Consider the following 13,774-nt stretch of genomic DNA (forward strand, 5'->3'; position numbering starts at 1 on the left):
GCGGATCCGCTCAGTGTAAACGCCTCAGCGAAGCATCTGCGCCTGAAGTGGCATGGGCGTCCCGCCCATGGGATTGCTTGCCCGACGTGGCATGGGCGTCCCGCCCATGTCGGCGCTCGACTTCGACCCCATGGGCGGGACGCCCATGCCACTTCCATTCACCGTAAACGCCTCGGGGTGAAGCGCGCGCGCCAACTGCTCGTAACCATCGATGCGGCGGTGGCTCACGCAGCTGAGTTGATACGACTCGACCCGCACCGCCCGCCCCTCACGCACAGCAGCCAGGTAGGCGTAGGGCGGCAGTTTTTTAAACACCGCCAGCGCCGCCGACAGGTCGGGGCCGTCGAGCACCACGGCGTCGATTGGCCAGGTGAGCATTTTTTCGCTCGGCGGCGGTGCATGGCCGTGCAATCCGCCTAGAGTCGCGCCGAGATTGATGGCACCCGCGTAATTGCACAGATCCTGAAACGTGGTGCCGTCTCCCGCCATGACGCCATAAGTCGAAGGCGCGATCACACGTTTGGGGGTGACGCCGGCGAGCGCGGTTTTGAGGCGCTGAACGCGGGCTTGGCCCTCGGCGATGACGGCCTCGGCGCGTTTTTCGGCGGCCGGGCCGAGTTCTCGGGCGAGGCGGCGGAGGTTGGCAAAGGCGTCGTCGAGGGTCGCGTAACGATCAAAAATCAAGACCGGCACCCCGGCGCGCTTGAGCTGGGTGACGAGTTCGGTGCGGCTGTAATCGGCGCAAAGGACGAGGGTGGGCCGGTAACGAAGAATCGATTCGGCATCGCCGGCCGGAGGCAGATGCGGAAACGCCGCCGCCTGAGCGGCAACGGCGGAGTAGTTGGGATTAACCGCGAGTTCGCTCAGTGCCGCCACCTGCGACGGCTCGGCCAAGGCGAGCAGCAACTCATCGGTGCCGACCGTCTGGGAAACGACGCGGGGGGGGGCGGACGGAACCTGGGCGCGCAAAACGCCCAGCGCCAAAAAGGCGCTGAGCGAATACAATATATAGCCGCGTATTAATATCATCAGCCTAAGCGGCATCAGAATTTATACGTGCTGCCAAGATAGATGAAACGGCCTTCGTTGGGGTAAATGTCTCCAAAAAAGTTAGCCGCCATACTTTTTTTATCCGCTATATTATTAACCCCCGAATAAACCGACCAACGAATATTAACATCATAGGTAGCTTTGAAATCGAAGAAACTCGCCGCAGGCAATATCCCTGGAGTGGAGGCGCTCGCAGTGGACTCACCGACATACCGATGCGTCAACTCAACCATTAACCCCGTCAGGGGCCGTGAAAACACCGTTTCTGTCGTTTGCCACCGAGGAACCATAGGAATCCGACCTTTTTTATTATTCACAGGATCATCAATCACCTGCGCATCGACCACATCCGCCCGCGCACGAAACCCAACACTACAACGGTCATATACGACGTGCGCCTGAACGCCATTACGCTCAGTTTCAGCAATATTCTCATTAATAAAAGTACTATCATTAACAGCTATCTCATCATTGGTAACCATATGATAAGCGGCCCCACCCATAGTCCAAAAACCAATCGAGTAATCCCCGCCCAACTCAATATTATCACTGCTCTCCGGCATAAGATTCGCATTGAAAAACTTGGCCGAGGAAAACCCTTGATAATAAGCAATTTCATCGGTGGCCGGGAACCGGTAAGTATGGTCATATTTGGCGTAGAGGCGACTGGCCTTGGTCGGACGATAATTAACCGCCACCTGAAAGGCATCCCCCTCCTCGCTTCGACTCGCCCTCTCCACAAGCGGAGTGGTATTGATGCCCTCGACCTTGATTTCAGCGAACTCATGGCGAACCACACCGGAAACCGACCACTTTTCAGCTAAACTCCATTCGCCGCCAATATAGGGCGCCATTACCAAACGGCTCACATCACCAAAAGTCCCTCCGGATGTAACTGCATCGAGCTGATCGTAATTAAAATCAGCCCCACTGGTGAGGCGAAAATCGGCCCAATTAGACAAAATCTTTGGACTGAAAGAGCCCCCCTCAATTTTGCGGTTGTGGAGCGTCGAGCCAAATCGTGTGGCCGTGGCGAACTCAGTCGTCCTAAAATAAGCCGCATCCGTGAACAACTGCCCCTGGTCCTTGGCCCCCAACTGATTACTGCCGTTAACCCGATAGGTTTTCGACCACCCCTCATCAAAGCCACCGCCACTTTGAGATGGGTCCGCATGGTACTGGGCTGCCGTCAAAGGACGCGGCTGCTCGAACTCGGTTGCGATATAAGAAACGCCCACCTGCGTAGCCGAGTTCTTTTTGTTATCATAGCCAAAACGCAATGCCCCGGAATCCGCCATATAGTCCGAGTGATTACGATACCCCTCGGATTCATCATGCCCCGCAGAAACCGTAGTCCACGCATTGCCTACAGCCTGCGTGTAACTGCCAGAGGTTTTAACAGTCGCATTAGAACCCACCAATGCGCTGACCCGGCCGCCACTTTTATTCGGCGCTCCGCGAGTATTAATCTTAATCACCCCGCCCACGGCGTTGTCGCCATAGTACCCGCCCTGCGGGCCTTGAATCACCTCAATACTTTCAATGTCCTGCACCGCAAATTGCAGCCAGTTAAAGCTGCCCATGTCCGGCCGATTGGCGCGAATGCCGTCGATTAATATAAGAGCGCGCCCGTTATTGTCGCCGTTGCCCGTGCCGCGCATCGACACTTTGGTGTTGGTCGGGCTGCTCGATAGTGAGGTAAAGCTCAGGTTAGCCTGCGATTTAAGTAGATCGATCAGATTACTCGCGCCGCTTTTCTCGATCTGCTCACGGGTAATGACATTCGTATAGGCCGGAACATTCAGCGGATGCTCCTCGATGCGGCGCGCGGTGACGACGAGTTCAGGCAACTCCACAAGATGGGGATCCGTGGGCTCGGGTGCGTTATTTCCAGCCTCGGCGGCCGTTGTATTAAGAGTCGTCGCTATAATAATAGCGGCGACGGGAACAAACCGGCGCGCCGAAGCGCTCCGGCAGGGAGTGGAGGTTTTCATAGGATCTGTCTGGACGCAGTGCGAGCAGACGAACCTGTTGAAAAACAAAGTCCGCAACCTGCCCTCACGCTTCATTTTGCGATGAAGATTTCGCGCATGGTAGCCCGCAAAGGTTAGCGACCACCGCGTGAGTATGCCCGGACGGGATATTCGGACTCCGTATTTCGTGCGCACGCAGGGCGCAAATCCCAAAGGCTCAAATCTCCAAATCCCAAAAAAAGTGCGGCGGTGGCCGCTGACTCTTTTGGGATTTGGATTTTAAACGTTTGGTATTTGCGCGCCTGCGCGCCGCGTCCTCGCCCCTCGCCTTCACCGGATGCGACTCCGATTGGCTTTGCCCCTGCGTTCGTTCGCAAGGTGTGGGTTTGGTTTGATACGTTACCGCAGCGCAACTGTGGCCGATTCTAACGGCCTTCCCCGCTGCCCGGACAAAAATTTTAAAAGAACAACGAACCGTCTGCTACCCTGCCGCCCGCCACCGTCCACTTCAACGCCCAAGCCTGTGCAACCGTTGCCAAAGCTTCCGCGTTTTCTGTAGCCGCAGTCGAACGCCACGTTAACCGACGCATCTCAACCAACGCATCAACGCATTCGCATGTAAAGATATGTTTCTTGCCTCACTGGCAATTTTACCTTGGTTTGCCGCTTCAACTAGCAACTCTCACCCGCCATGTCCGCCGCCGCCACCTTGCCCGAATCCGCCTCTTTTGCCGCCCTTCGCGAGCTGTTCGCCCGCCGCATCGCCGTGCTCGACGGCGCCATGGGTTCGATGGTGCAAACCTACAACCTCACCGAGGCCGACTTCCGCGGCACCCAATTTGCCGAATATCCGCACGACTTGAAGGGCAACAACGACCTGCTCTGCCTCACCAAGCCGTCCGTGATCGAAGAAATCCACGCTGCCTACTTCGCTGCCGGGGCCGATATCGTCGAAACCAACTCGTTTTCCGCCACGACGATCGGCATGGCCGATTACCACCTCGAAGCGATCGTCACCGAGCTCAACCACGCCGCCGTCGGGTGCGCCCTGCGCGCAGCCCGCGCCGCCGAAGCCGCCACCCCGGGTCGCCGCTGTTTTGTAGCCGGTGCCATCGGACCGCTTAACCGCACGCTGTCGATGTCACCTGATGTTAACCGCCCCGACTACCGCGCCGTCACCTGGGCGGGCGTGGTCGAAGCCTATACCCAACAAACCCGCGCCCTCATCGACGCCGGCGTGGACGCCCTGCTGGTCGAGACGATCTTCGACACGCTCAATTCCAAGGCCGCGCTGTTCGCCATCGAAGGCGTTTTCGAGGAGAAAAACATCCGCCTGCCGGTGATGATTTCGGTGACGATTACCGACGCCTCCGGTCGCACGCTTTCCGGCCAGACCACCGAGGCCTTCTATAATAGTATCCGCCACGCGAAGCCGTTTTCGGTGGGCATCAACTGTGCTCTCGGTGGCCGCGCCATGCGCCCCTACATCGAGGAATTGGCGCGCATCGCCGACTGCCACATCACCTGTTACCCGAACGCCGGCCTGCCCAACGCGTTTGGCGGCTACGACGAAGCGCCCGCCGACATGGCTGCGATCCAGCGTGAATTCGCCACCGCCGGCCTGGTCAACATGGTCGGCGGCTGCTGCGGCTCCACCCCGCCCCACATCGGTGCCATCGCCGACGCCGTGCGCGGACTCCCTCCGCGTAAGCCACCCGTCATCCCCACCGCCCTGCGCCTCAGCGGCCTCGAACCGCTCACCGCTTAAACTCTTTCTCGTTCCTCTTAATCGTTCTCGTTCTCTCTTTCCGAAAGTCAGCCGGAAGAAAGAGAAAGATTAAGATAAAGAGGAAAGATAACTCCGACCTTCCCGTGACCCAATCCGCCGCCTCCTCCTTCCTCGTCGTTGGTGAACGCACCAACATCACCGGCTCGCCCAAGTTCGCCAAGGCCCTCAAGGCCGGCGACTGGGACGCCTGCCTCGCCATCGCCAAACAACAGGTCGAATCCGGCGCCAACATCATCGACATCAACGTCGACGAGGCGCTCATCGAGGGCGAAACCACCATGGTCAAGTTCCTCAACTTGATCGCCGCCGAGCCCGACATCACCCGCGTGCCGGTCATGATCGACTCCTCCAAGTGGTCCGTCCTAGAAGCGGGCCTGCAATGCCTCCAGGGCAAAGGCATCGTCAATTCCATCTCGCTCAAGGACGGCGAAACCGAGTTCCTGCGCCGCGCCCACCGGCTCATGCGCTACGGCGCCGCCGCCGTGGTGATGGCCTTCGATGAACAAGGCCAGGCCGCCACCCGCGACGAAAAAGTCCGCATCTGCACCCGCGCCTACCGGCTACTCGTCGACACCCTCGGCTTCCCGCCCGAGGACATCATTTTTGACCCCAACATCCTCACCGTCGCCACCGGCATCGAGGAGCACAATAATTACGCGGTCGATTTCATTGAGGCCACGCGGATCATCAAAGCGACCCTGCCCTACGCCAAAGTTTCCGGCGGTCTTTCCAACGTCTCCTTCAGCTTCCGCGGCAACAATCCGGTGCGCGAAGCCATCCACACCGTGTTCCTCTACCACGCCATCAAGGCGGGCATGGACATGGCGATCGTCAACGCCGGCATGTTGGGCAACTACGACGAGATCGAGCCCGAGCTGCGTCAGCTCTGCGAGGACGTCATCCTCAATCGCCACCCCGACGCCACCGAAAAGCTGATTGTTAAAGCCGACGAAATCAAAGCCCATGAAACGGCTGCCAAAGCGTCGCCTTCCGAGCTCTCAGCTCTTAGCTCCCAGCTCTCAGCTGCCAGCGCGTGGCGCAATCTCTCCGTCGAGGAGAGATTGAGCCACGCGCTGGTCAAAGGCATCGACACCTTTGTTGAGCAAGACACCGAGGAGTGCCGCCAAAAATATCCACGTCCCCTCGACATCATCGAAGGCCCGCTCATGGACGGCATGCGCGTGGTCGGCGACCTGTTCGGCGCCGGCAAAATGTTTCTCCCCCAAGTCGTGAAAAGCGCCCGCGTGATGAAGCGCTCGGTCGCCTACCTCACGCCCTTCATGGAAGCCGAAAAAGCCCGCGCCGCCGCCGCCGGCGAGGCCACCCGCGCCCAGGGCAAATTCCTCATCGCGACCGTCAAGGGCGACGTTCACGACATCGGCAAAAATATCGTCGGCGTGGTGCTGGCTTGTAACAACTACGAGGTCGTCGATCTCGGCGTGATGGTGTCGTGCGACAAGATTTTGGCCAAAGCCAAGGAGATCGGCGCCGACGTGATCGGCCTGTCCGGCCTGATCACCCCGTCGCTCGACGAGATGGTGCACGTCGCCAAGGAAATGAAACGTCTGGGTTTTACGGTTCCGCTTCTCGTCGGTGGCGCGACCACCTCGCCCGCGCACACCGCGGTCAAAGTCGCCCCCGAATACCCGCACGGCGTTGTGCACGTGCTCGACGCCTCACGTGTGGTCAACGTGGTCAGCTCGCTGCTCTCGCCCACGCAAAAACCCGCCTTCCTCGCCGAGGTCGTCGCCAAGCAGGAAAAGTCGCGCGAGGAATTCGCCGCGCGCCGCAACAAACGCCCGCTACTCTCGCTCGATCAGGCGCGCGCCCGCGCTCCGCAGTTCCACTGGGCGACCACCGACCTGCCCAAACCAGCGTTCCTCGGTACCCAAGTTTACCACGACGCCAGCGTAAAAGAGCTGCTCGAAAAGGAGTTCATCGACTGGGGCCCATTCTTTAGCGCGTGGGAGCTACATGGGCGTTACCCCGAGATCCTCACCGACGAAGTCGTCGGCGAAGAGGCGACCAAGCTGATGGCGGACGCGCAGGAGATGTTCGCGCGCATCATTCGCGAAAACCGCTTTCAGCCCAAGGCAGTCCAGACCTTCTGGTCGGCCAACTCGGTCGGCGACTCCGTCGAGATCTACACCGACGAGACGCGTACCCAGGTTTTGCACACGTTCCACTTCCTGCGCCAGCAGCTGGAAAAGCCCGCCGACCAGTTCAACCACTGCCTCGCCGACTACATTGCGCCCAAGAGCAGCGGACGCGCCGATTACCTCGGCAGTTTTGCTGTCACGGCGGGCGACGGCGTGGAGAAATTCTCCCACGAATTCAAAGCCGCCGGCGACGACTACAACGCGATCATGGTGCAGGCGCTCGGCGACCGCATAGCCGAGGCGATGGCGGAGTTTTTCCACAAAAAGACCCGCGACCTGTGCGGCTACGGCCTCACCGAAAACCTGAGCGCCTACGACATCATCCGCGAAAAGTACCGCAGTATCCGCCCGGCGCCCGGGTATCCAGCCTGCCCCGACCACCGCCACAAGCCGCAGCTCTGGAACCTGGTTCCGGTGGAGAAGGAAATCGGCATCGGCCTGACGGAGAGTTGCGCGATGTATCCGGCGAGCAGCGTGAGCGGGTTTTATTTCAACCACCCGGAGTCGAAGTATTTCGCTGTGGGCAAGCTCGGCCGCGACCAGGTGACCGAGTACGCCGGCCGCAGCGGTTGGACACTCGCCGAGTGCGAAAAATGGCTCGGGCCGTACCTCGACTACGATCCGAGCTGAGCGACTGAAAACCCGCAGCAACAAACACCGAAAGGCATTTTTTAACCGCTAATGGACGCGAATAGACGCTAATGGCAGCAGGATGGCCGCTTGTTTCATTAGCTCTGAGGTAGTGCGGTGCTTTAGCCCGCAGGTTTACAACGGATACACTCCTGCAATTGCCGATGCGGGCTAAAGCACCGCACTACTTTCGATCTTACACCTTGAATGTTACTGCCTACTAGGCCAGCGCCCCGCGCCCATTCCACCAGCCTGCTTATGATGCTGGGATCGACCGTGTGCTTTATCGCCAACGTGCTGCTGATCCGCGCGCTCGGGCACATGGGCAACGCAAGTGTGTGGGTGGTCACCTCGGCCCGCTTCGTCATCGGGCTGGCGATCGTGACGACGGTTTACCGCCGCGAGTTTCAGCCCAAGAACCTCTTTAGCCACGGCAAACTGATCGAGCGCGGCCTGCTCGGAGGCCTGTGCACCCTTGGGTTTTATTACACGATTCCGCTGCTGGGCGCGGGGCGCGCCACGTTTATCAACAACACCTACGTGATTTGGGGCGGGCTGTTCGCGGTGTTGGCGCTGCGCGAACGCCTGCGGCCCATTCTTCTTCTTGGCGCGGCCGTCACCCTGCTCGGACTCGGGCTGCTCACCAATCCCTTTGCCGGCACGACAGATGGCACGGGGGGTTATGAACTGATTGCGCTGCTCAATGCCTTTGGCGCGGCATGGATCGTCGTCACCATTCGCCAACTGCACGCGCGCGAACACAGCTCGACGATCTTCGCCGCCCAATGTGTTTACGGCCTGCTCCTGTGTCTGGGCCCCGCCCTCGCCAATCTCACGGTCATCAGCCCGGCGGCGTGGGCTATAATTATTGTGGCGAGCGTGTTCGCCAGCGCCGGCCAACTCCTGATGACCCAGGCCTTCCGCGACCTCTCGGTGGCCGAAGGATCCCTCATGCAAATGCTCGTGCCGCTGGGCATCGCACTGGGTGGAGCTGTGTTTTTCCAGGAGCACTTCACCGCGCTGGAACTCTGTGGCGGTGCGCTCATCCTAGCCGGCACCGCCGTGACTGCGTTGCGTAAATCCTGACCGCGCCGATCTAATTCCGATTCACGTTCAAGTTGCGGCTTAAGGCATCCTTGAGCTCACGCTCAAGGCCACGGGAAGTGTGCCCACGAAGGGTGTGGCCCTGAGCGTGAGCTCAGTGGTGTTTGCCCAAAGGCAACCGCTCCCCCAATGAACCGACTTCATTAAGAGCCTCTTGAACGCGAATGGATGTAAGTAAGGCCCACATGACTTGATTCTTCTGTGTATTCCGAGTGTTCCGTGGGCAACCTCTCTGCCACCGCAGCAACTTCGCGAGACTCTGGATCGTCTTCGCGGTCAAATAGTCCGGCTCCATGCATTCGCGTTTAGCTAGTCGCAAAAATCGCCCTCGGCCAGTTGCAACGGGTCAAGAACTCTATTCATTGCCTCGCCAACACCTACCTTTTTCGTGCGATTTGACCCTCCAGTCCCCATTGCGCCCGCTCCGCACGCCCCCCGTGCGGGACGCCTCCGCCCATGAACTCGCGGATCTACGAATGCCGGGTCTTGCACGCGCGCTTTGTGCCGAAGCCCCACCGCTTCGCCTACCGCCTGTTCATGCTCGCCGTGGACCTCGACGAACTGCCCGCACTCCACCGCCGCCTGCGCCTTTTTTCTGTCAACCGCGCCAACTTTTACTCTTTCAGGGAAAACGACTTCCTCCCCACTTCGGAACCGCTCTTTAACCCGTCGCATTCCGCCTGCGCCACCTCACCGACTGCCAACCTTCCTCCGTCATTGGGCGTCGCCAGCCCCGCCCTCACCGTTGCCCCGCTCAAGGCCCGTGTGCTCGCCTTTTTTGCCTCCCACGGTGTCGATCTCGGGCCGGGCGGGCGCGTCGTGCTCGTGGCGCTGCCCCGCGTTCTCGGCTACTCGTTTAACCCCGTTTCATTTTACTACGGCTATGACGCCTCCGGCTCCTGCCTCGGGGCTATCGCCGAGGTCACCAACACCTTCCGCGAAATGAAACCGTACTTCGTGGGCTCTGAAGCTAGCCCAGGGGAGTTCCGCCTGCGCACCCCGAAGTTCTTTTACGTTTCGCCCTTCTCAGACGTGGATGTTGCCTTCGATTTCCACCTGAGCGCCCCCACGGAAAAACTCGCCGTCCAAATCGACGACTATGTCGGCACCCAACGCACCCTCACCAGCTCGCTTCACGGCCCTTCCAGCCCGCTCACCGACGCCCGCCTCGCCTGGTTCACCCTCAAATACCCGCTCCTCACCCTGCGTATTATCGGTCTGATCCACTGGCACGCCCTGCGCCTGTTTCTAAAAAAAATCCCCTGGTTCCCCAAAAGCGCCCGCCCGGACGACCAACGTGACCTGTACCACCCGCACGCCTCTTTGACCCACGACGACAGCGCATCGCCTGACCGCCATCCGAACGCATGAACATCAACATCGAATCCGCCGCCGCCGCCCCCGCTCAAACCTCCGCCGCCCTGCCCGCGTCGGCAACGGGTGCGCGCTCGTTTTATGAGCGCGCGGTGCTCGGCACCTTCGCCGGCATGACGCGCGGCCACCTGCACATCGAGTTACCCGACGGCACCTGCCGCACCTTCGGCTCCCCCGCCCCCACCGGCCAAAAACTCCCGCTCGACATCCCCGCCGACGCCACGATCCGCGTGCGCCGCGCCAAGTTTTTCAAAAAGTGCTTTCTGCACGGCGACATCGGTTTTGCCGAGAGCCACATCGACGGCGACTGGGAAACCCCCGACCTGACGGCAGTCATCGCCTGGTTCGTCCACAACATCGACCAAGCCCCGACGCTCTCCGGCTCGAAAAGCGCGCGCTCGTTTGCGCTCAACCTCCTGCGTTTTGCCGACCGGATTGGCCACCTGCTGCGCCCCAACTCCCAGGAGACCGCCCGACGCAACATCCGCGAGCACTACGACCTGTCCAACGACTTTTTCGAACTCTTCCTCGATTCCTCGATGATGTATTCGGCGGCCAAGTGGACCACGCCGGATCTCTCGCTGGAGGCGGCCCAGTTTGAGAAAAACGACGCGCTGTGCCGCAGCCTGCGCCTGTTGCCCACCGACCATGTTCTCGAAATCGGCTCGGGCTGGGGCGGCTGGGCGCTGCACGCCGCGCGCCATTACGGCTGCCGCGTGACCACGATCACGTTATCGCAACGCCAGCTCGACTACGCCCGCCAGCGCATCGCCGCAGCCGGCCTTGCCGAACGCATCGAGGTGCGTTTCCAGGACTACCGCGAGCTCTCCGGGCAGTTCGATAAAATCGTTTCCATCGAGATGATGGAGGCGATCGGCCACGCCTACCTGCCCGATTTCTGCGCGGTGATCGACCGGGTATTAAAACCCAACGGGCTGGTCGGGTTGCAATTCATCACCTGCCCGGACGCCCGCTACGACGAGTTCCGCAACGGCGTGGACTTTATCCAAAAGCACATTTTCCCCGGCTCGCTGCTGCTGTCGCTCAACCGGGTGAACGAACAGCTTTCGTCCCACGGCGATTTTGTGATGCACGGGATCACCGATCTGGGGCAAGACTACGCCCGCACCCTGCGCCTCTGGCACGAGACCTTTTCGCGCAAACTCACCGAGGTGCGCAAACTCGGCTTCGACGAGCGGTTTATTCGGAAATGGAGCTATTACCTGTGCTACTGCGAGGCCGCCTTCGCCCTGCGCAATATCTCGGTCGTGCAGACCCTCCACACCCGCCCCAACAACTTCGCGCTATGATTTTTTTTGAAGTAGCGAGTAGTGAGTAGCGAGTAAAAGAACCCTCCGCCACTCGTTCTCTTACTCCTACTCTTACCCGTTCCTCTTTATCTTAATCGTTCTCCATCCGAATCCCCCCCCGCCCCACTCACACCGAAAAGACCGTTCACAATCCCGAGAACGAGTAGGCGTAAGAGAACGAGAAAGATTCCAACCCTCCGCCCCTGACAACGTCCAACACTCAACATTGAACGCTCAACCTCCAACCAGCCCCAACCAACATCTGCCGCACTCTGGGTTGAACGTTGGATGTTGAATGTTGGACGTTGAACGTTCCTCCGCCCCCCCATGCTCCTCTTCCTTCGTCTGCTCTTTTGTGGAATCATCGTCAGCATGCTGGCCGTGACCGGCTGGGCTAGCTCGCAGTGCGCGATCTTCGCCATCCCGCGCGATGTGTTCACCCACCCGTGGTTCATCGCCACGCTCTTCGACGCCTATTGGGCGTTCATCACGTTCTTTGTCTGGGTCGCGTGGAAAGAGCGTTCCACCGCAGCCCGCGTCCTGTGGTTTGTCGCCATCATCCTCTGGGGAAACCTGGCCATGGCGACCTACGTCCTCGTCGAACTTTTCCGCATCCAGCGCAGCGCCCAACTCGGCGAGGTGTTCGCCACCCGCAATCCCGGTAAAATCGCCCTGCCTGCCACCCTCACCCTCGCCGGTGTCGCCGTCTACCTGCTCGGCGCGAAGACCCTCTTCGCGTGACCATGACCGATTCCCCGCCCCCCCGCTCGTTCTGGAAACGCCGCCTCGGCGACCCGGTCCTCGCTCTGCTCTCGCAAGGGGTCACTCCCGACAAAATCGCCGCCACCCTCGCCGTCGGCACCGCCGTTTCCCTGCTCCCGTTTTTCGGCGTGACCACTCTGGCCAACATCCTTGTTGGCCTAAAACTACGGATGAACCAGCCGCTCCTCCAAGCGCTCAACTACCTGATCACGCCCGTCCACCTGGTCATGATCTTTGTCTACGTGCGTATCGGCGAAACCCTCTGGGGCGTGCACGAAGCGCCCTTCAGTATCCGCGAACTGTTCAGCACGTTTACCGAAAAACCCATCGGCGAATTCCTTCAACGCTTTGGCTGGACCGGCATCCACGCCTTCACCGCCTGGGCGCTGAGCGTGCCGGTGATTATCGGGGTCCTGTATTACACGCTGCGCCCGCTCATGCGAAAACTCGGCAGCCTGCGCCGGCCCAAGCACACCTGACTCCAATCGTACTCCGCCCCTATCAATCGTTCTCCTACTCTTACTCGTTCTCGACTCCGAAATCCGCAGCAGACGAAACGGAGTTCATCAAAGTAGCGCAGACTTCCCAGTCTGCTTCGGTGTCGGAACACCCAAGCAACCGAGGCAGACTGGAAGTCTGCGCTACTTTGCGGAGCTCGGAACGGACGACACGGACGTCGTCCCTCCCCTAAAACACTCAATCCCCAAACGAGAACGATTTTTAAACTTCCCCCATGACCATCCTCCCCAGCCTCCTGATCGCCACGACCGCCCTTTGCGGGTTGTTTGCGGCCACGTTTAAGTTCGCCCGTCGCGTGGACAACTACGGGATCGTCGACGTCGTCTGGGCCTACGCGTTTGGCCTGCTCGCCGCTTTCTACGCCACCACCGGCGCCGGCTGGGGGCCTCGTCGGGGGCTCATGGCCGCGCTGGTCGGCATTTGGAGCGTTCGGCTCGGCACGCACCTCTACCACCGGGTGCGCAGCCACCACCCCGTCGAGGACGCCCGCTATCAAACGATGCGCGTGCTGTGGTCGGCCGACTTCGGGCGCAAGATGGGCATCTTTTTTCAACAGCAGGCCGTCTCGGTCGTTATCCTAGGCCTGCCGTTCCTGCTCATCGCGCGCAACGCGGCCCCGGGGTTGCACCCGTTGGAAATCGCCGGCGCGGCCCTGTGGCTGGTCGCGCTTGTTGGCGAATCGCTGGCCGACGCCCAACTTGCCGCGTTTAAACAAAATCCCGCCAACGCCGGCCAGGTGTGCGCGGTGGGCCTGTGGGCGCACAGCCGCCACCCCAACTACTTTTTCGAGTGGTGCGTGTGGCTGGGCTTTTTTGTATTCGCCTGCGCCTCGCCCTGGGGCTGGACCAGCGTGATCTGCCCGCTCGGTATACTGTATCTGCTGCTCTACGTGACCGGCGTGCCGATGGCCGAGGCCCAATCGTTAAAATCCCGAGGCGACGCCTACCGCGCCTATCAACAGCGCGTGTCAGCGTTCATTCCTTGGTTTACCAAAAAGAGTTAATCCGCCCGCTGTGACTCTTTCTCGTTCCTCTTTATCCTAATCGTTCTCCGTCCGAATCCGACTGCCTACAGCCAAATCCGAGATCCCGACTCCAATCCCGA

Annotated in this window: 10 protein-coding genes; 8 read left to right on the forward strand and 2 right to left on the reverse strand. The window is 60.2% G+C overall.

The window, feature by feature from the left end; all coding sequences use genetic code 11:
* Positions 1–24: 24 nt before the first annotated feature.
* A complete protein-coding gene (locus H2170_13755) occupies positions 25–1,044 on the reverse strand; it encodes an ABC transporter substrate-binding protein (protein MCS6301139.1) in 1,020 nt (339 codons plus the stop codon).
* Positions 1,044–3,044, reverse strand: coding sequence for a TonB-dependent receptor (locus H2170_13760; protein MCS6301140.1), 2,001 nt, complete (start codon positions 3,042–3,044; stop codon positions 1,044–1,046). Before H2170_13760 ends, H2170_13755 begins: the two co-directional genes overlap by 1 nt.
* Before the next feature lie 670 nt (positions 3,045–3,714).
* Here H2170_13760 and H2170_13765 point away from each other — a divergent pair.
* From H2170_13765 to H2170_13800, 8 genes are all read left to right on the forward strand, one after another.
* Positions 3,715–4,791 carry a homocysteine S-methyltransferase family protein gene (locus H2170_13765; GenBank protein MCS6301141.1) on the forward strand — a complete coding sequence of 359 codons (1,077 nt, stop codon included), beginning with the start codon at positions 3,715–3,717 and terminating at the stop codon, positions 4,789–4,791.
* Between the two features lie 20 nt (positions 4,792–4,811).
* Positions 4,812–7,601, forward strand: a complete 2,790-nt coding sequence (gene metH / locus H2170_13770) for a methionine synthase (protein MCS6301142.1) — start codon at positions 4,812–4,814, stop codon at positions 7,599–7,601.
* Positions 7,602–7,808: 207 nt separating this feature from the next.
* Positions 7,809–8,687: a DMT family transporter gene (locus H2170_13775; GenBank protein ID MCS6301143.1), complete on the forward strand. Its 879-nt coding sequence runs from the start codon at positions 7,809–7,811 to the stop codon at positions 8,685–8,687.
* 474 nt (positions 8,688–9,161) lie between these two features.
* Positions 9,162–10,076, forward strand: coding sequence for a DUF1365 domain-containing protein (locus tag H2170_13780; GenBank protein MCS6301144.1), 915 nt, complete (start codon positions 9,162–9,164; stop codon positions 10,074–10,076).
* Positions 10,073–11,389, forward strand: a complete 1,317-nt coding sequence (locus H2170_13785) for a class I SAM-dependent methyltransferase (protein MCS6301145.1) — start codon at positions 10,073–10,075, stop codon at positions 11,387–11,389. Before H2170_13780 ends, H2170_13785 begins: the two co-directional genes overlap by 4 nt.
* Before the next feature lie 327 nt (positions 11,390–11,716).
* On the forward strand, positions 11,717–12,130 hold the full coding sequence (locus H2170_13790) for a DUF1475 family protein (GenBank protein ID MCS6301146.1): 414 nt from the start codon (positions 11,717–11,719) through the stop codon (positions 12,128–12,130).
* Positions 12,131–12,132: 2 nt separating this feature from the next.
* Complete coding sequence (locus H2170_13795) at positions 12,133–12,630, forward strand: DUF2062 domain-containing protein (protein MCS6301147.1); 498 nt, start codon at positions 12,133–12,135, stop codon at positions 12,628–12,630.
* 254 nt (positions 12,631–12,884) lie between these two features.
* On the forward strand, positions 12,885–13,673 hold the full coding sequence (locus tag H2170_13800; protein ID MCS6301148.1) for a DUF1295 domain-containing protein: 789 nt from the start codon (positions 12,885–12,887) through the stop codon (positions 13,671–13,673).
* Positions 13,674–13,774 lie beyond the last annotated feature (101 nt).

This window comes from Opitutus sp. (assembly GCA_024998815.1).
In the GTDB taxonomy this organism is placed as follows: Bacteria; Verrucomicrobiota; Verrucomicrobiia; order Opitutales; family Opitutaceae; genus Rariglobus.

Excerpts from the sequence above, each read along its gene's own strand:
- H2170_13790 (MCS6301146.1), top strand. The coding sequence starts at position 11,717 with ATGCTCCTCTTCCTTCGTCTGCTCTTTTGTGGAATCATCGTCAGCATG.
- H2170_13785 (MCS6301145.1), top strand. The coding sequence starts at position 10,073 with ATGAACATCAACATCGAATCCGCCGCCGCCGCCCCCGCTCAAACCTCC.
- H2170_13760 (MCS6301140.1), bottom strand. The coding sequence starts at position 3,044 with ATGAAAACCTCCACTCCCTGCCGGAGCGCTTCGGCGCGCCGGTTTGTT.
- H2170_13800 (MCS6301148.1), top strand. The coding sequence starts at position 12,885 with ATGACCATCCTCCCCAGCCTCCTGATCGCCACGACCGCCCTTTGCGGG.
- H2170_13765 (MCS6301141.1), top strand. The coding sequence starts at position 3,715 with ATGTCCGCCGCCGCCACCTTGCCCGAATCCGCCTCTTTTGCCGCCCTT.
- H2170_13775 (MCS6301143.1), top strand. The coding sequence starts at position 7,809 with ATGTTACTGCCTACTAGGCCAGCGCCCCGCGCCCATTCCACCAGCCTG.
- H2170_13795 (MCS6301147.1), top strand. The coding sequence starts at position 12,133 with ATGACCGATTCCCCGCCCCCCCGCTCGTTCTGGAAACGCCGCCTCGGC.
- H2170_13755 (MCS6301139.1), bottom strand. The coding sequence starts at position 1,044 with ATGCCGCTTAGGCTGATGATATTAATACGCGGCTATATATTGTATTCG.
- H2170_13780 (MCS6301144.1), top strand. The coding sequence starts at position 9,162 with ATGAACTCGCGGATCTACGAATGCCGGGTCTTGCACGCGCGCTTTGTG.